The 17902-nt window shown below is 66.1% G+C and carries 16 protein-coding genes; 6 read left to right on the top strand and 10 right to left on the bottom strand.

The window, feature by feature from the left end; translation table 11 throughout:
* Positions 1 to 14 precede the first annotated feature (14 nt).
* The 3 genes from NS6_RS00165 to NS6_RS00155 all read left to right on the top strand — a co-directional run bounded on the left by NS6_RS00165 (position 15) and on the right by NS6_RS00155 (position 2435).
* Positions 15 to 1163, top strand: a complete 1149-nt coding sequence (locus NS6_RS00165) for a 3-ketosteroid-9-alpha-monooxygenase, oxygenase component (protein ID WP_068035075.1) — start codon at positions 15 to 17, stop codon at positions 1161 to 1163.
* Positions 1160 to 1429 carry a ferredoxin gene (locus NS6_RS00160; protein ID WP_068035073.1) on the top strand — a complete coding sequence of 90 codons (270 nt, stop codon included), beginning with the start codon at positions 1160 to 1162 and terminating at the stop codon, positions 1427 to 1429. Before NS6_RS00165 ends, NS6_RS00160 begins: the two co-directional genes overlap by 4 nt.
* Before the next feature lie 205 nt (positions 1430 to 1634).
* The gene (locus NS6_RS00155; protein WP_068035071.1) at positions 1635 to 2435 is read left to right on the top strand and encodes an SDR family NAD(P)-dependent oxidoreductase; all 801 of its coding nucleotides are present in this window, start codon (positions 1635 to 1637) and stop codon (positions 2433 to 2435) included.
* Between the two features lie 373 nt (positions 2436 to 2808).
* Here NS6_RS00155 and NS6_RS00145 read toward each other — a convergent pair whose 3' ends face one another.
* Entirely contained in the window at positions 2809 to 4518 is a 1710-nt protein-coding gene (locus NS6_RS00145; RefSeq protein ID WP_371859287.1) for a 3-ketosteroid-delta-1-dehydrogenase, read from the bottom strand.
* A 223-nt stretch (positions 4519 to 4741) separates the two neighbouring features.
* Here NS6_RS00145 and NS6_RS00140 point away from each other — a divergent pair, with 223 nt between their 5' ends.
* Positions 4742 to 5521: an IclR family transcriptional regulator gene (locus tag NS6_RS00140; RefSeq protein ID WP_068035059.1), complete on the top strand. Its 780-nt coding sequence runs from the start codon at positions 4742 to 4744 to the stop codon at positions 5519 to 5521.
* 18 nt (positions 5522 to 5539) lie between these two features.
* Here the strand turns inward: NS6_RS00140 and NS6_RS00135 are convergent, their stop codons facing one another.
* Entirely contained in the window at positions 5540 to 6205 is a 666-nt protein-coding gene (locus tag NS6_RS00135) for a helix-turn-helix transcriptional regulator (protein WP_068035058.1), read from the bottom strand.
* 93 nt (positions 6206 to 6298) lie between these two features.
* Here NS6_RS00135 and NS6_RS00130 point away from each other — a divergent pair, with 93 nt between their 5' ends.
* Both NS6_RS00130 and NS6_RS00125 read left to right on the top strand, forming a co-directional pair.
* Positions 6299 to 6646 (top strand): hypothetical protein, encoded by a 348-nt coding sequence (locus NS6_RS00130; RefSeq protein WP_068035056.1) that lies wholly within the window; start codon positions 6299 to 6301, stop codon positions 6644 to 6646.
* Positions 6639 to 7367 (top strand): Dabb family protein, encoded by a 729-nt coding sequence (locus tag NS6_RS00125; protein ID WP_068035921.1) that lies wholly within the window; start codon positions 6639 to 6641, stop codon positions 7365 to 7367. The genes NS6_RS00130 and NS6_RS00125 overlap by 8 nt, the downstream gene beginning before the upstream one ends.
* Here NS6_RS00125 and NS6_RS00120 read toward each other — a convergent pair.
* The 8 genes from NS6_RS00120 to NS6_RS00085 form a co-directional block, all read right to left on the bottom strand.
* Positions 7339 to 8205, bottom strand: coding sequence for an alpha/beta fold hydrolase (locus tag NS6_RS00120; RefSeq protein WP_068035054.1), 867 nt, complete (start codon positions 8203 to 8205; stop codon positions 7339 to 7341). The two genes, NS6_RS00125 and NS6_RS00120, sit on opposite strands and share 29 nt — an antisense overlap.
* Before the next feature lie 157 nt (positions 8206 to 8362).
* Positions 8363 to 9556: an NADH:flavin oxidoreductase gene (locus NS6_RS00115; protein WP_068035053.1), complete on the bottom strand. Its 1194-nt coding sequence runs from the start codon at positions 9554 to 9556 to the stop codon at positions 8363 to 8365.
* Positions 9553 to 11526: a flavin-containing monooxygenase gene (locus NS6_RS00110; protein ID WP_068035050.1), complete on the bottom strand. Its 1974-nt coding sequence runs from the start codon at positions 11524 to 11526 to the stop codon at positions 9553 to 9555. Before NS6_RS00110 ends, NS6_RS00115 begins: the two co-directional genes overlap by 4 nt.
* Positions 11523 to 12407: an SDR family NAD(P)-dependent oxidoreductase gene (locus tag NS6_RS00105; protein WP_068035919.1), complete on the bottom strand. Its 885-nt coding sequence runs from the start codon at positions 12405 to 12407 to the stop codon at positions 11523 to 11525. The genes NS6_RS00110 and NS6_RS00105 overlap by 4 nt, the downstream gene beginning before the upstream one ends.
* Positions 12407 to 13297: an SDR family NAD(P)-dependent oxidoreductase gene (locus NS6_RS00100; RefSeq protein WP_068035917.1), complete on the bottom strand. Its 891-nt coding sequence runs from the start codon at positions 13295 to 13297 to the stop codon at positions 12407 to 12409. The genes NS6_RS00105 and NS6_RS00100 overlap by 1 nt, the downstream gene beginning before the upstream one ends.
* Positions 13298 to 13355: 58 nt before the next feature.
* Positions 13356 to 14330, bottom strand: coding sequence for an alpha/beta hydrolase (locus NS6_RS00095; RefSeq protein WP_068035915.1), 975 nt, complete (start codon positions 14328 to 14330; stop codon positions 13356 to 13358).
* 67 nt (positions 14331 to 14397) lie between these two features.
* Positions 14398 to 16023, bottom strand: coding sequence for a flavin-containing monooxygenase (locus tag NS6_RS00090; RefSeq protein ID WP_084470489.1), 1626 nt, complete (start codon positions 16021 to 16023; stop codon positions 14398 to 14400).
* Positions 16024 to 16350: 327 nt separating this feature from the next.
* Positions 16351 to 17859, bottom strand: coding sequence for an MFS transporter (locus tag NS6_RS00085; RefSeq protein WP_068035043.1), 1509 nt, complete (start codon positions 17857 to 17859; stop codon positions 16351 to 16353).
* Positions 17860 to 17902: the final 43 nt, after the last annotated feature.

Genomic DNA, 17902 nt, shown 5'->3' with positions numbered 1-17902 from the left:
CGAGGAGAGTCGATATGACAACGACGCAACCGGATCAGGATGTTCGCCGGATAGAAGCCGGGGCCGCGCCCACGCGGTTCGCTCGCGGCTGGCACTGCCTGGGCCTGCTCCGCAATTTCCCCGCCGGGAAACCGCACGCGATACAGGCATTCGGGACCAAACTCGTGATATTCCGCGGTGCGGACGGTGCGCTCAACGTGCTGGACGCGTACTGCCGGCATATGGGCGGCGATCTCAGCCAGGGCGAGGTCAAGGGCGAGGAGGTCGCGTGCCCGTTCCACGATTGGCGCTGGGGCGGCGACGGCCGCTGTAAGCAGATCCCCTACGCCCGCCGGGTGCCCCCGCTGGCGCGCACCCGGGCATGGACCACGCTCGAACAGGACGGCATGCTGTTCGTCTGGAACGATCCGGAGGGCAAGCCGCCGACCGAGGACGTCACGATTCCGCGTATCGAAGGCGCGGGCAGCGAGGGCTGGACCGACTGGCATTGGTACACCACCGTGGTGAATACGAATTGCCGCGAAATCATCGACAACGTGGTCGATATGGCCCATTTCTTCTATATCCACGGGTCGCTGCCGACATATTTCAAGAACGTTTTCGAAGGCCCGATCGCCACCCAGTACTTCAAGAGCGGTGCGCGGGCGGATTTCCCGGCGCCCGAGGGACAGCCGAAGATGCTCGGCACCTCGTCGGTGGCGTCGTACTACGGCCCCTCGTTCATGATCGACGATCTCACCTACCACTACGAGCAGGGCGACCAGCGGACCGTACTGCTCAACTGCCATTACCCGATCGACTCCGAATCGTTCGTGCTGCAGTACGGCATCATCGTCGAGAAATCCGCGGGGCTGCCCGAGGACGAGGCGATGCGCACCGCCGTCGCACTCGGTGACTGGGTGAAACTCGGCTTCGAACAGGATGTGGAGATCTGGAAGAACAAGGCGCGGATCGACAATCCGCTGCTGTGCGAAGAAGACGGGCCCGTCTACCAGCTGCGGCGCTGGTACGAGCAGTTCTACGTCGATACCGCCGCTATCGAACCCGCAATGGTGGACCGGTTCGAATTCGAACTCGACACCACCCGCCCGCTGGAAGCCTGGAATCGTGAGATCCAGGAGAATCTGGCACGGCAGGCCGATGCGGCAGGTTCGGCGACATGACGGCCACCCGCACCGACAACCGCCTGCTCGATACGCCCATGCAGCCGCTGCGCTGCCGGGCGTGCGCTGCCGAGCTGCTGGTGCGTAAGAGCAGCTGGCAGCAGACCAGCGTGCAGTGGAACGCCGAGGCGTCGGCGACGTGCCGGGAACTCGGAGCAGCGCCGCTGCCGGGGCCGTCCCTCGCGGGTTGCTCGCAGCTGCGGGAAACCATCCGGGACGCCGCGACCGCGGGCGATCTGCCGGTGGTGGAGCACCCGACCGCCTGATGCGAGGGGCGCCGCCGAACTCGCGGCGAGAGGTCGCCCGGGAGCAGGCTCGCGCGGCGCGCACCCCGGCCGCGCCACCGGGCCGACGAATTCCCTGCCCGCTGAGCGGAACCACCTTGTCGAACGCGAAGCTGCCTGTGCCAATCTCGGCAGTCCGGGCGGCGCCGCCAGTGAGTTCCGCCCCCGAGTACAGGAGCAAACCGATATGGGCGTTCTCCAGCGGTACACCGGCCGGCGGGTCTTGATCACCGGTGGCGGGTCGGGCATCGGCCAGGCCTGCGTGCTACGCATCCTGGAGGAAGGCGGCCAGGTGGTCGCGGCGGATATCAGCGACGCCGGCCTGCGGGATACCGCCGAAAAGGCCAACTCCGCCGCACTGAGCACCCTGACGATGGATATCTCCGACGAAGACTCGGTGCGCTCCGGAATCGCCGAGACGGTGCGGCGGCTCGGCGGCCTGGACACCCTCGTCAACGCGGCCGGCGTTCTCCGATCGGCTCATTTCGAGCAGACCACCCTCGCCGAGTTCGAACAAGTGGTCCGTATCAACCTCATCGGCACCTTCCTGGTGACCCGGGAATCCATCGCCGCGTTACGAGACGGCGTGGGACCGGCCGTGGTCAACTTCAGCTCGACATCGGCGGCTTTCGCCCATCCCTATATGTCGGCCTATGCCGCCTCCAAGGGTGGTATCCAGGCGATGACCCATGCGCTGGCCATGGAATTCAGTAAACAGGGCATCCGGTTCAATGCCGTTCAGCCCGGCTCGATCTCCTCCGGGATGACCGACGGCACCGGCGAGGCCAAACAGAGCGCGGGTCCCGGACTTCCCGCGGACGTGGACCTCGCAATGTTCGCCAAGGCCGCGCCCGCGCTACCGCTCGACGGCGGCGCGATCTTCGCCGGTCCGGACGCGGTGGCGGCGGTGGTGGCCATGCTGGGTTCGCCGGACGCCTATTTCGTCACCGGTACCGAGGTCCGGGTCGACGGCGGCTCGCATATGTGACGCGCGGGACCAGCACTGCTTACGAGTGGCCCGGATGCACACGCATCCGGGCCACTCCGCTGAGAGTCCCCCGGCAGCCGAACCGGCGGGCTACCGTCCGGGCGCGCTCGGTGCGCGACCCATGTCGAGCCGGCCGCGCACCGCCGCATCGGCAGACCGGCCGGTGGGCAACCCGAGACCGGCCCTGCGGAGGTCGCCTCGCATCCCGACCCGGCAGTCGGCCGAGCGAGGCACGAGTGCACGCAATCTGCGGCGGAAGCCGATTGGCATATCGCACCGCACCGAATCCGATGTGGCATGTACGCCGCGCGCCCCGACCCACGCGGGCGGTTCGAACGGTCGGTGTACCACCGGTCGACGCGACGACCGGCGCCTATTCGCCGGATGCGGGCACCCCGGATTCGGTTGCGCCACTTGCGGCGTGCCGGGCGGCAATGTAGCCGTAGACGAGTCCCTGGCCGATCGTGGCGCCGGCGCCGGGGTAGGACGCGCCGAAGGCGTTGCCGGCGGTATTGCCGATGGCGTACAGACCCTCGATGAGGCTTCCGTCCTCCCGGCGGACCCGGGCGTGCTCGTCGGCGACGACGCCGCCGCAGGTGCCGAGGTCGCTGAGGACCATCTTCACCGCGTAGTAGGGTGCTGTGCCCAGTGTGGACAGGTTCGGGTTCGGATTCACCGTGGGATCACCGTAGTAGCGGTCGTATGCACTTTCGCCGCGCTGGAAATCCGGGTCCGCACCCGCCTGGGCGTAGTCGTTGAACTGGGCGAAGGTGGCGGCGAACGTGTCCACCGGCAGGCCCATGGCCTGGGCCAGCGCGGCCGGGTCGTCGGCGCGGTGCGCGATGCCTGCCTCGTACCAGGACTTCGGGATCGGCTGCCGGGGGAAGATACCGCCCGCCATGATGTAGCTGTTGCGGTAGCGCTGGTCGAAGACCAGCCACATCTCGGTGATCGGGTCTCCGGCCCGTTCGCGGGCGAGCACCTGCTGGCCGTAGGTCATGTAGTCGGTGGATTCGTTGATGAATCGCCGGCCGGTCTGGTCGACCACGAACGAACCCGGCAGCGAACGTTCGGCCAGCATCACGGCGGGTGCACCGCCGGGCAGGGGCGCGAAGGCGGGGAACCACCAGGCCTGGTCCATCGAGACCGTACCGGCGCCGAGTTCCTGCGCCGCTTCGATGGCGTCCCCGGTGTTTCCTTCGGAGCCGAGGCTGGCGTGCGGGATCAGCGCCGGGGACTGGTACTTGTGCCGGGCGGCGATATCGTGGTCGAAACCGCCGGCCGCCAGCACGACACCGCGGCGGGCCCGCACGGTGACCTCGCGTTCCCCCTGTCGCAGCACGGCGCCGGAGACCCGGCCCGCGTCGTGCACGAGCCGCACCAGGCTCGTCTCCGTCCACACCGGGACTCCCGCCCGCAGCACACCCGCGAACAGGCCCGCCGCGAGCGCTTGCCCGCCGGCCAGGTATTCCCGTCCGATGAGCATGCCGCCGATACCGAGCGCCGCCCGCCGCATGATGCGTGGCAGGGCCTTCAGCGGTTTGCGTGCGACCAGGTTCATCCACTTGTAGTCCGCGCCCGTGACGGGCATGGGCATCGGGGATTCCATCACGCCCGACCGCAGTCTGGGCCGCTGTTCGCCCAGGACCGAGGCGTTGAACGGACGGCATTCACAGGTGCGGCCAACGGCCCGGCCGCCGGGTTTCTCGGGGTGGTAATCGGAATAGCCTTCGGCCCAGAAGAACCGCATCGGTGTCGTCCGTTCCAGCATCTCGACGGTTTCTGCGCCGTGGTCCAGGAAGGCGGCACCGCGTTCGGACGGGGCCGAATCACCGACCACGGCACGCAGGTAGGTTGCGGCTTCGGTAACCCCCTTCTCGTGCGGCTCCGGCAGGATCGAACTTCCCGGGATCCAGAAGGCGCCACCCGAACGTGCGGTCGAACCGCCGACATAGGCCGTCTTCTCGGCGATCAGCACCGACAGTCCTAGTTCGTGCGCGGCGAGCGCGGCCGACATTCCTGTACCGGAACCGATCACGAGCAGATCGACGATCGTGTCGTGGGCAGGTACGAGCGGGGGCATCTTCTTCACCATCTGGCCGGGCTCCACATTCCGATCGGGACGACAAGTGGAGGTAAACGTAGGCCGCCCGAGCCGGTGCCCCGGCCCACGTTTCCATTGAGCGGGAACCCGCCCTGACCTCCCCTCTTGGTGATCTGCTTCACATACCGCCGGGTCTATGGCACTATTTCTATTAGAAATAGCCATGTCAGAGCGATGGCGCAGGTAGGCAAGGGAGCCAAGCATGACGATCACCACCCAGGAGATGCACACCGGTACGGCCGCGACCCCCAGCGCCATCCTCGACCGCATCTCGCTCGTACTGGACGCCTTCGACGGGCGCGAGAGCCTCGGATTGGCGGAGGTCGTCCTCCGCACCGGCCTGCCCCGCTCCTCCGCCCACCGAATGCTGGACCGGCTCGTCCAGTTGCGCTGGCTACGACGCGAAGGCCGCAGTTACAGTCTGGGAATCAGATTGGTCGAACTGGGATCGCTTGCGGTGCACCAGGATCGGATACATGCTGCCTCCGGCGAACACCTGCACCATCTGTACCGAACCACCGGCATGGTCGTGCACCTCGCTGTTCTCGACGGCAACGATGTCGTCTATCTCGACAAGATCGGTGGCCGGCTCGTCGCGCATGTGCCGACCCGGGTGGGCGGGCGGCTGCGGGCGTCGCAGACGGCGCTCGGTAAGGCACTGCTCGCCTTCAGCGGCGGCACCGGGCCCGAGGACACCCGCATCCGTGATCTCGGCTACGCCGTCGAGCGCAACGCCTCGGTGCACGGCTTCGGATGTATCGCCGCACCGATCGGGCCGATCGGCGAGGCGACCACCGCGGTATCCATCTGCGGCCCGTTGACCAAAATGGTCTTCGACAGCCGGATGATCAGCCCCGTCCAGCTGACCGCTCACGCCATCTGGCGCAGCGTCTCCGTGGGTGTGCGAGTCATGCCGACGCTGCAGCGCCGCAACATATTGCGTGCCCTGCCCACCGCCCCGAGCGTCCTCGCCGAGGGCTGACCGGCCGGCGCGCGGTCGTCACGAGCCGTCGGTGGGATCCTCGCCGACCGTGCGCCACCTACCGGGCTGGCGCGGGATCGGCATATCGTTCTCGTCGCGCACCGCCGATTCGCGATATCGGGTGGCTGCCTCGTCGATCTCGGCGAGCAACTCCTCGGCCAGTGCTATCTCCGCCGCGAAATACCGTTGCGACCAGCGCAGACTCATCTGCGTGAACGCCCAGCCCGGTTCCGGCTCGGAGTGGTCGGCGTGTAGCTGCGCCTGCTGGGCCCGTTCACGCAGATTCTCGATATGCCTGCGGACAAGCTCTTTCAGATGATCGGGATCGTGCAGATGCCCCATGTAGAGACGAAGCATCACACCGTGTTTGAGCATCGGCATATCGACCTCGGAATCGCGCGACCAATTCCTCAGCGCGCGCAGGCCGGTCTCGGTGATGCCGTAGAGCCGACGGCCGCGCACCCCCTCGTCGGTGACCACCCGGGAACGTACCAGCGCCAGGTCCTCCAGCTTCTCCAAAGCACCGTAGACCTGGCTCACCGACGGGCTCCAATAGAAGAAGCCGATGCTCCAGTCCGCCCATTTCTTCAGGTCGTTGCCGGTCAGCTCCTCACCGAAGGACAACATGCCCAGAACGGCCCAGCTGGTCGCGGGCAGGTTGGGGTAGGAATCGGGGGCGGCCATGATCGTGCAGCCTACAAGGCATTCGACCGTCCGGGCTCCCGGCCACCGGGAGGTACGGGCACCGGCCCAGACGGTAGCGCTTACGTTCAGAACATGGACGACCGCACCATCTACATCATCGATCGGATCGTGCTCACGCCCGGTAGCGCACGCGCCTTCATCGACGCGTATCTCAGCGGCTACGCGCCGCAGGCGCGCGAACGGGGGCTGACGCTCGATCGGATTCTGGTGAGCCCGCCGGCCTGGATCGACGGTGAGACGAACACCGTCACCGCCACCTGGACAGTGCCCGGCCCGAGAACCTGGTGGGCGGCGGCGATCGGTGCCCGGCACGACCCCGAACCGGCCCGGTGGTGGGAATCGATGGCGCCGATGATCGTCGAACGAACCCGTTCCATGGCGAGCTGCGCCGAGGATGTGGAAGGACTGTGCGATGTATAAGGTGACGCGTCTGCTACACCTAGCCGATCCCGCCGACGCCATGACCACGGCGATGACCGTCAAACGCATCACCGCGGCCGCGGAAGCAGTGGGCGTACGAGCGCCGCTGGTGGCCCCGACTCTGCCGGAAGTGCGCAACGGCGGCGACCTACTCGCCCATTTCCGGTTCGCGTCGAAATCCGAATGGCTGTCCCACCGCGAAACCGTCGACGAGGCCATGGGCGGCCCGGCGATCGAACATATCGACTCCGCCGAGTATCCCGGCGGTTACGCCGGCGACGGCCGATCCGGCCGCCGCGGCGACGCGGGCCCGTCGACGGTCTACCGCACCTTGTTCTTGCGCGTCGACGATGCGGCCGCACCGGCCGAAATTGCCCGGTTCGAACACGCAACCCTGCAGATGCCCCGGCTGATCCCGGCAATCCGGGCCTGGCAGTTCAGCCGCGTCGACCGCGCCGCGGGCACCTCGCCATGGACTCATGTCTGGGAACAGGAATACGCCGATATCGACGGGTTGCTCGGCCCGTATATGAACCATCCGGTGCACTGGGCCCTGGTGGACCAGTGGTTCGATCCGGAGAGCCCGAACCAGATCGTCAAAGACCGTATCTGCCACAGCTTCTGCGCGATTCCGGCGCCGGTGATCCACCCGGCGCCGGAACTCACCTCGACAACGGAAGAAGCTCCCCGGGTCAGCGGCGCAGGAAGGCCAGGACCGTAGCCTCCCAGGCTTGCTTCTGCTCGATCATCACCCAGTGTCCGCAGTTGGGGAAGATGTGCACCTCTCCGTTACGCAGAGTGCGCATCGGGAGCAGCGCCATATCGACAGGACTGACCCGGTCGTCACGACCCCAGGTGACGAGAGTCGGCACCGCGAGCCCGCCCAGTTTCGCCCAGTTAGGTGTGGTATCCACACTGCGCGCGGCGGCCGCCATCCGCGCCAGCGCCGCACTGCTGTACATGCGGCGCGAGTTCTCCAGCGTCGCCGGATCGGTCGCCTGCTCCCACCGCTGTTCGATCAGCTCCTCGGTCACCAGCGACTGGTCGAACACCATCGAACGCAACCACGCCACGAGCGCTTCACGGGTGGGGTTGTCGACGAACTCGCTGAGCCGGATGATTCCCTCCCCCGGCTGCGGGGTGAGCACCGGCGTACCGATACCGCCGATGGTCACCAGCCGCTCGACCCGGTCGGGCGATGCGAGCGCGAAATCGGTGGCCACGAAGCCACCCATCGAGTTACCGATGATCCGGACCCGGTCGAGTCCGAGCCCGTCGAGGAAGGCGGTGACCGCCTGCTGGGCGGACATCATGGGGTGCACAGCACCGAAATCGTCACTGACGCCGAAGCCGGGCAGTTCCAGGACCAGTGTCCGATAGTGCTCGGCGAAGGTGGCGAAGTTACCGCCGAAGTTGCGCCACCCGGTGACACCGGGCCCGGATCCGTGCAGCAGGAGCAGGGGCGGGCCGTCGCCGGCCTCGCGGTAGCGCAGCACACCGTGCTCGGTCGGCAGTTCACGCAATTCGGGAACGGTTCGGGTATCGGCTGGGGTACTCATGGCACCGAGCCTGCCATCGGCGCGGGGGCCTGTCGGCGCATACTCCCGGTGAGCGGCACAGCGTGTCCCGGACGGCCCGTACCGGCTCCCCCACCGGCGGGGCCGACGCATCCCGATGACCGGGACGCCGGTCGGTCCCACGCCGGCACCCACCCGGTTAGTTCGCCGCCACCTTGGGTGTGGCCAGTGGGCAATGCGTGCCGTAAAAGATCGTCGGCATGCATTTGTTGCAGTGGATACACAGCGATTTCGCCGCGTGGTCTGCCGTGATCCGGTTGATCAGGTCCGGTTCGCGCAGCAATGCCCGAGCCATGGCCACGAACTCGAACCCCTCGGCCATCGCGGTGTCCATGGCGGCCTTGCCGGTTATTCCGCCGAGCAGGACCAGCGGCATATTCACACTCGCCCGGATCTGGCGGGCCGCCTCGAGCATGAACAGGTCCTCGTACGGGTAGCTGTGCAGGAAGTACTTCCCGGCCAGCTTCACCCCGAACCGCATCAGCGGCGGCATCACCGCGCCGAACTCGGCCAGCGGCGCATCCCCCTTGAACAGGTACATCGGATTGAGCAGCGAACTGCCGATGGTCAGTTCGATGGCGTCGAGGTTGCCGTCTTCTTCGAGCCACTGCGCAACCTGGATCGCCTCGTCGAGCCAGAATCCGCCGGGCACTCCGTCGTCCATATTGAGTTTCGCGAGCACCGCGATCCGGTCACCCGCCGCGGCGCGGACCTCGGCGGCGGTTTCGCGTACCACACGCGCCCGGTTGCGCAGCGAACCACCGTGGGAATCGGTGCGCTTGTTGAGCAGCGGGCTCAGGAAGGAGCTCGCGAAATAGTTGTGGCCGAAATGGATTTCGACCGCATCGAAACCCGATTCGATGGCGTGACGGGTGGCATTACCGTGCGCTTCCCGGATTCTGGCGATATCGGCCAGGGTGGCGGCATGGGTGATGCGCGGGCCCATCGGGGTGACCCGCCGGGAGGCGCTCAGCGCGGGCAACCCGTTCGATTTCCCGTTCGCGACCGGCCCGGCATGCCCGATCTGCGCGGAGACGGCACCACCGTGCTCGTGGACGGCATCGGTGAGCCGCCGCAGCCCGGGGACGGCCTCGTCCCGCATCCAGAGCTGGTCGGCTTCTGTCCGGCCCTCCGGAGCGACCGCGCAGTAGGCGACGGTCGTCAGCCCGACTCCGCCGACAGCCAGGCTGCGATGGAAATCGATGAGGTCCTCGCTGACGAGCGCACCCGGGGCCATGTGTTCGAAGGTCGCGGATTTGATGACCCGGTTCCGGAGGGTCACCGGGCCGAGGCGGGCGGGGGCGAGGACGTCGGGTATCTGCCGGTCGGTCATTTTCCGGCCTTTCCGTTCGAGAGGAACGTGAAATCCTCGGGCCGGGGTTCACGCATCAGGGTCCAGTAGTCGACCAGCCGCCACGGGCAGGGCACGACGGCCCGGCCCGAATTGTTGCGGTAGTACCCGTTGGTCTCCGCGCCGGGATGCACCCACACTGTGTCGTCGAGTGCCTCGTCGACCCGGCGGTTGTATTCATCCTGCGCCGATTGCGCGACATCCATGGCGGCGTGCTCGTTCTCGAGCAGGTATTGCAGGCATTCGATGAGGTAGTGGACCTGCTCCTCGCCGGTGATGTTGTGGCCGGCGCCGTGGTTGGGGGCCGAGTTCGGTCCCGCGGTGATGAACAGGTTCGGGAATCCCGACACCTGTACGCCCCGATACGCCCGGGGGTCTTCGCCGCCCTTCCAGGTATCGGCCAGACTGCGGCCGTCCCGGCCGGTGATATCGATGGCGGTGGTGAACTGGAGCCGGAATCCGGTGGCGAGCACGATCACGTCGGCCGGGATGAATGTCCCGTCCGTCGTCACCACACCGTCCGGGGTGATCTCGCGGAAGGACGCCCGGTGCAGGTTCACATGCTCCCGGTTCAGTGCCGCGAAGAATCCGGGATCCTTCACGATTCGTTTCGAGTACGGCCGGAAATCCGGGGTGAGTTTCTCGATCATGTCCGGGCGGTCCGGAAAACTCTTCTGCAGGTACTCCAGCGCCGTATTCAGCACCATATCGTTGGCGGGTGACGCCGACAGGTGGGTAGCCGCCCACTCCTTGTCGATCCGGGGCAGCACATAGAGGTTGTCCGAGGCGAACCAGTATGTGCGGAGCCGGAACCACCGGTCGTAGAAGGGCAGGTTGGCCATCGCCCATTTCTCGCCCTCGGGCACTTCACCGCCCACGGACTTCTCCGGAACCAGCCAGTGCGGGCTGCGGACGACGACGTCCAGGGAATCGACCTCGTCGACGATATTCGCCACCACCTGCACCGAGGTGCAGCCGGTCCCGAGCACCACGACCCGCTTACCCCGCAGGTCGAGATCAGTATCCCATTCGGCAGTGTGGGTGATCGTGCCGGCGAACGTATCCATACCCGGCACATCGGGGATATTCGGGGCGTTGAGCATGCCCAGAGCGGTGACGACCGCACGCGCCCGGTGCCGGCGCACGGTGCCAGCACGGTCTTCGGTCACCACGTCCCACCGGTTCTCCTCGGTGAGCCAGGTCGCCGACTGCACGCGCGTGCCGAACTGGATGTGCTCGCGCAACCGGTACTTCTCGACCACATCGAGCAGGTAGTTCTGGTACTCGACACCGGTCGGGTAGTACTTCGACCAGTTCGGATTCAGTTCGAACGAGTAGGAGTAGTAGTGGCTGGGCGTGTCGACGGCCGCACCGGGATAGGTGTTGCGATGCCAGGTGCCGCCGATATCGTCGCGTTCCTCGAAGATCGTGAACGGGAAACCGGCCTTACCGAGTTTGATTCCGGCATTGATGCCGACCATCCCGGCGCCGATCACGATGACCGCGAAATCGGCAGGCGGGGCGGTGGTCACCGGCACATGGCGCCGGTCCTCGGTGAAACCCGCCTGTTCCAGCAGCAGCGGAAGGAACTCGTCGGCCACTCGTTCCGAGGTGCACACGGAGGCCATCCGGGCGAACAGTTCGTCATCGGGTACGCCCACCTTCGGTTCGAGTCCGGGAGTCAGGAGCGCGCGGGCACGGGCACGGATATCGGCGACGACATCGTCGGGGTAGGTGCCGGGCGGAGCGGCCGGGCGGGTGCCGGTGCGGTAGTGGTTACCGGGCTCGGTGATCGTGAGCCGCGCGCCGAATTCCTCCAGCAGACCGGTGTCACCGGTCGCGTGCACCATCGCCATCAGCAGCGGTGCCGGGTCGGCTTCCGCAATCGCGGTGTGCAGCAAGGTCTCCGGATCGGCCGTGGTGACGATCCCGGTGTCGATGATGTCTGTCATGAGCTGCCTTCCGGAAGCGGCACGCCCATCCGGGCGAGCATATCGCGTGGGTTGGAGGGCGGGTCCCGGTCGAGAAGTTGGCGGCCGCGCCGCGTCGCCGCGGCGGTGCACAGCTCGTCGTCGGAGAAGACCCAGAAATCGCCTCGGGCGATCTGTTCGAGCATATGGGCGGCCGCGTCCAACGGATCGAGCCCTTTGTCGACGTTGTCCCGCTGCATGGCCGCGAAAACGGCATTGGCGGTGGGGTTCGTGCTGGGCGCGTCGCGCTGGGCCGCGAGAAAGATCTCGCTGCGAATGGAATTCGGCACGACAGCGCTCACCTGGATCGGCGCGCCCACGATGGACAGGTCCTGATGCAGGCATTCGGTCATCGCCTGCACCGCGAACTTGCTGACGATATACGGCGATTGCACCGCGACGGTGTTGAGTCCGCCGACCGAGGAGAGGTTGGCAATGCAGGCAGGTGCACCGGCGTCGATCATGCGCGGCACAAACGATTTCAGGCAGTAGAAGACGCCGTCCACGTTGATCTGCATCACCCGCTGCCACCGCCGCGGGTCGATCTCCCACAGCAGCCCCGACGATTCGACACCGGCATTGTTGATCAGTAGTTCCACGCTGTCGTAGCGTTCGAAAACAGTCTCCGCCAGCGCTTCGACCTGCGCTGCGTCGGCCACATCGACGCCGACCCCTTCGGCGCGGCCGCCGCGTTCGACGATTCCCGCCGCGGTCTCGGTGGCACGCCCGGTATCGATATCCGCGACCACAACGAACATCCCGTACTCGCCGAGCCGCTGCGCCAGCCCCTTACCGATCCCCGCCGCGGCTCCGGTGACCACGGCGGTCCCCCGCGCGAACCGTTCCTTCGCGAGGGTGGCCATCAGATCCCTTCCGGCCGGATGTTCGGGTTCGCCCACGCCGGCGGCTCACGCCGTGGCAGTTCGGTGCGTCCATCCAGTGACATGACGGGTGTGTTCGTCGCGTACGGGTAGTGCAGGCTGAAGGACACCAGACCGGTGCGCTCGGCGGCCGGCACCGTCGACATCTCCAGCACCGTCTGCGCCAGGTACTCGACCGGCTCGGTCTCGTATCCGTCCGGCAGCAGCGCCGCCGCGCCGGGCGTCATGATGGCCGTCGACGGCCCCACCACGTTGACCGCGATGCCGTCGTCGAGCACTTCGGCCGCCAGACCTTGGGTGAACCGGTGCAGGCCGGCCTTCGCCGAGCCGTAAAGGACATCACCGGAGGTCTTGTTGTACGCACGGAACGGCCGGATGGGATCCAGTCCGGTCGAGGACCCGATATTCACGATCCAGCCGGCCCCACGCTCACGCATATACGGGATCGCCGCGCGACTCAGTATGAACGGGACCTTCAGATAATGCTCGATCGTACGGTCGAAGGTGGCATCGCTCATCTCGGCGATCGAGCTGTAATCGGCGAACCCCGCGTTGTTCACCAGAATATCGATGCCACCTGCTGCCTCGGCGACCTGCTCGATCAGTCCGGCACGCTGTTCGGCGTCTTCGAGATCGGCCGGGATCGCGATCGCTTTACCACCGGCGCTCTCGATCGCTTGCACCGTCTCGCCCAGCGAACCGGACAGCAGATGGGTCTCACCGTCGCGCATCGACGGTGTCGGTCCCGACGCCGACCGGGCCGTCACCACGACGGTCGCCCCCTCGGCGGCCAGCCGCTGCGCGATGGCGCGGCCTATTCCACGGCTGCTGCCGGTTACCAGAGCGGTCCGGCCTGCCAGTCGCTGCGTCATATTCTTCTCCGTGCTCACTGGTTTCGCGTCCGATCCGATTCCTCTCGCCGCGCGGCCCTCATGCGCCGCCCACCTCGGCGGACGGCGAGTTCTCGGACGCCGCGAGCGCATCCCGCATCATCTGCCACAGCTTTTCGCGGGCTTGCCCGGTGAGCGACAGCGCCGGGAAGGTCAGGAAACCGTGGAAGAGCCCGTCGAATCGGTGCGCGGTAACCGGGACTCCGGCAGCCGCGAGCTGCCGGGCGTAGTCGTCTCCGGACGAGCACGGCGGGTCGAGTTCGGCGGTCACGACGATCGCGCGGGGCAGTCCGGCCAATGATTCGGCCCGGGTCGGGACCAGATACGGACTGTCGGTGCCGTGCGGAGCGTACTGCTGCCAATACCAGCGCATCGCCTTGGTGGTGTTGTAGTAGTTCTCGCCGTAGAGCCGATAGGACTCGGTGGTGAAATCGTCGTCGATCACCGGGTAGAGCAGGACCTGCGCCGCGATCGCCGGGCCACCGCGGTCGCGGGCGGCCAGGCTCACCGTCGCCGCCAGATTGCCACCGGCGCTGTCACCGGCCACCACCAAACGTTCCGGGTCGCCGCCGAACTCGACGGCGTGTTCGGCGGTCCACCGCACAGCGGCATACATATCCTCCAGCGCCGCCGGCCCCGGATGTTCCGGGGCCCGCCGGTAGTCGACCGAGACGACCACGACATCCACCGCCGCGGCCATCGACCGGCAGAATTCGTCGTGACTGTCCAGATCGCAGAAGACGAAACCACCGCCGTGAGCGAACACCACCACCGGCCGGGCACCGGTGGTGCCGTGCGGTACAAAGAGACGAACGGCCAGTTCGCCGCCCGGACCATCGATTGTGCGGTCCTGCGCGATCCGCATCTGCGGCTCCCGTGCCAACGGTGCGCGGCGCGACGCAATGATCTCGCGCAACTCCGCCGCCGTGTGCTGGGTGACATCCGGGAACGCTTCCAGCGCCGTCAGCATCGCCTCGACATCCGGATGCAGGTCCGACCTTCGTTGTCCACCCATCTCGACCACGTCCTCACATTTCGTCGTAGGGAATAAGGCGCCCGCGCCGGGGCGTTCGTACCGTCGTTCAGCTGCCGGCCGTTGCGGCCCTGCCGTCGAGCGCGAAACCCTTGTATCCGGCCGCCGCCACCTCGGCGCAGATGGTGTTGTAATTGCCGAAACCACCGATATAGGGCATGAATACGCGCGGTTTACCGGGGATGTTCGCGCCCAGGTACCAGGAATTCGCGGTCGGAAACAGCGTTCCCGCGGCTTTCGCATTGCATTCGGCCACCCACTCGTCGGCCGCTTCCCGATTCGCCTCGATCGTGGCGATATCGTGCGCATCCAGGTGATCCAGGCAGTTCGCGATCCAGTCGACATGCTGCTCGGCCATCAGCACCATATTCGCGAGCACGCTCGGGCTGCCGGGACCGGAGATGACGAACATATTCGGGAAACCGTCGACGGCCAGCCCGAGATAGGTCCGTGGTCCGGCCGACCATTCGGCGCTCAGTTCCCGCCCGGCCCGGCCGCGGATATCGATCCGCGACAACGACCCGGTCATCGCGTCGAAACCGGTCGCGAATATGAGAATATCCAGGTCGTAGGCGGCTTCGCCGGTCCGCACACCGGACCCGGTGATCTCGGTGATCGGCGAGCGCCGCAAGTTGACCAGCGTGACGTTATCGCGATTGTATGTCTGGAAATATCCCGTATCGGTGACGATCCGTTTGGTCCCGATCGGGTGATCGGTGGGGATCAGCTGATCGGCGATCGCCGGATCCTCCACCATTTCCCGGATCTTCGCCTCGACGTATTCGCGCGCGGTGTCGTTGGCTGCCTTGCTCACCATTTGATCCGGGAACGCTTTGGTGAACAGATATCCGCCGCGCTGCCACCATTCGTCGTAGATCCGGGTCCGCTCGGCCTCGTCGACCTCCATCGCCCCCTTGGGGTGCGGGCTGTTCGGTGTGCCGCCACCGCTGATCCGGGACAGCCGGCGCCGCTCGGCGTAATCGGCCTTCACCTGGGCAAGGACATCGTCGGTCAACCGCCGATTGCCCGCGGGGATCGAATAATTGGGACTGCGCTGGAAGACGACGACCCGGTCGGCTTCTTCGGCGATAATCGGAATGGCCTGGATACCGGACGATCCCGTGCCGATGACGCCCACCCGTTTGCCGGTGAAATCGACGGGCTCGTGTGGCCATTCACCGGTGTGATAGGTCTCGCCCGCAAAGGTGTCGCGGCCGGGGATATCCGGTTTGTTGGTGGCCGACAGCACGCCGGTCGCCAGAATGCAGAAACGGGCGGTAACGGTTTTCCCCGTATCAGTGGTGATCGTCCACCGTCCCGTCGCTTCGTCGTAGACGGCCGAGGTCACGCGGGTCAGGAAATCGTAGGCCGACCGTAGTTCATGGCGATCGGCCACGTGGTCGAGATAGCGCAGGATCTCCGCTTGGGTGGCGAACCGTTCGGTCCAGGTCCATTCCTGCTGTAACTCCTCGTCGAACGAGTACGAGTAGTCGATACTCTCGACATCGCACCGCGCCCCCGGGTACCGATTGTGATACCAGGTGCCACCGACGCCCTCGGCGGATTCGAAGCCGTGCACGCGCATACCGCGCCGACGAAACTTGTACACCGCGTACAGGCCGGAGATCCCGGCACCGACGACGACGGCATCGAAATCGCTGTCCTGGCTTGTCACAACATTCACTTCCCTCGCAGAGGTATCTGTCTTCGAAGTCAAATTAAGGGCCCCGCAGCCCGGGTCGACCGTGTGTTCCCACCCAGCGGACCTCCAATTCGAGTCCCACCACCGACGTGAGCGGTGGACCACTCGCGCGGCTCGGCTCGGGAGGCCGGGCGGTAGCCCTCGACCAGGTCCTCGTCGGTGCGGATCTCGCCGGCCCGAGGTTCACCTGCCCCTCGGGCGGCAGCACCTCGAGCTCGTCTCCGGCCGAAACCGGTCGCGCCGATCACCCCTGCCAGCCGGATACGGCGTGCGGGCGAATCCGGCGCGGCAGCGGGGACGTTATGCGCTCTTTCGGGCAAGGCTCGGCGAGGGGATCACCCGCCAAGCGATCGCGGCAGCGATCGCAAGGATCAATGCGGCGACGAGCGAGGTCGTCTGCACTGCCGTGGTGAATGCGGCCTTGGCCTGTTCTGCCACTGCAGTGTCTTCGGTACCTGCCAATATGACAGCGAGGGAGTCGTTTGCGGCCGCGGCGTCGCGGAGGCCGGTGCCATCGGGTAGATCGAGACTTGTCCGGTATACCGCCAGATTGAGTGAGCCGAGAATTGCGATACCGAGTGCGCCACCCAGTTCATAGGCTGTCTGGGCGATAGCGGAAGCGGCACCTGCACGTTCCGTAGGAACCGACGAGACCACGGCATCGGTCGACAGCGGCATCGATATTCCGACACCCAGACCGAAAACGGCCAAGAAGATGCCGATTCCCAGAAAATGCTGTTGGGTGGCGGTGACCCCGAGACCGGCGAGGCCGACCGCAGCGGTGGCCAGGCCCGCACTGATCGAACGGCCCGCGCCGAGCCGTGCCGCCAGGATTCCGATACACGCGATTGCGACAGCCGAACCGACGGATGACGGCAGTTCGGCAATGCCGGCGAGTAGCGGTCCGTACCCACGGACGAGTTGGAGGTATTGGGAGAAGAAGAACAACATTCCGAGGACCGCGAATATCGACAGCGCCTTGGTAGCCACCGCGCCGGCGAATGAAGGCATCCGAAACAGTGATAGATCCAAGAGAGGACTGGGATGCAGTAGCTGTCGGCGCAGGAATATCCAGCCGGCGAGCAGGCCGAAGATGCCTGCGGCCAGAACACTCCATTCCAAACCATTTCCGACGAGATGCTTTACCGCGTAGGCGATGGCGATAATCGACAGGATGGACAGCGCCGCCGAGACAAGGTCGATTGCATGCGTCTTATCGCCGTAGGACTCGGGAATCAGAAATAGGCCGGCAACCAGCACCGACACCATGATCGGCACATTGATCAAGAAGACCGAACCCCACCAGAAATTCGTCAACAACACACCGCCCACAAGCGGTCCGAGCGCGGCACCGACGGCTGCACCGGCGGCCCAGAGCGCTACCGCCTTCCTGCGCTGCTTCGCGTCCGAGAACATCGCTCTAATGATCGACAATGTCGACGGCAGCAAAGTCGCACCGGCAGCACCCAACAACGTGCGCCCGATAATGAGCATCTCGGCGTTCGGAGCGAACGCCGCCAGCACCGACGCCAGGCAGAAGGCGGCGGCACCGATAAGCAGCAAACGTTTTCGGCCGATACGATCCGAAAGGTTTCCCATGGTGATCAGCAGACCCGCCAGCACGAAAGCGTAGATATCACCGATCCACAACAACTGCGTTGCACTCGGATCGATATCGGCGGACAGCGCGGGCACCGCCATGTACAGAACTGTGCCGTCTATCGATATCAGCACCGCGACCAACACGAGCACGGCGAGCGCCCACCATTCCCGATACCCGGCATGCTCGGCGGTACTGATTTCCGTCACATCACGTCCCTCGTCAGACCTGCAACGCCCTGCCGAACTATTG

This window comes from Nocardia speluncae NBRC 108251, assembly GCF_001613245.1.
In the GTDB taxonomy this organism is placed as follows: domain Bacteria; phylum Actinomycetota; class Actinomycetes; order Mycobacteriales; family Mycobacteriaceae; genus Nocardia; species Nocardia speluncae.
This window is presented reverse-complemented; position numbering and strand designations above follow the sequence as displayed.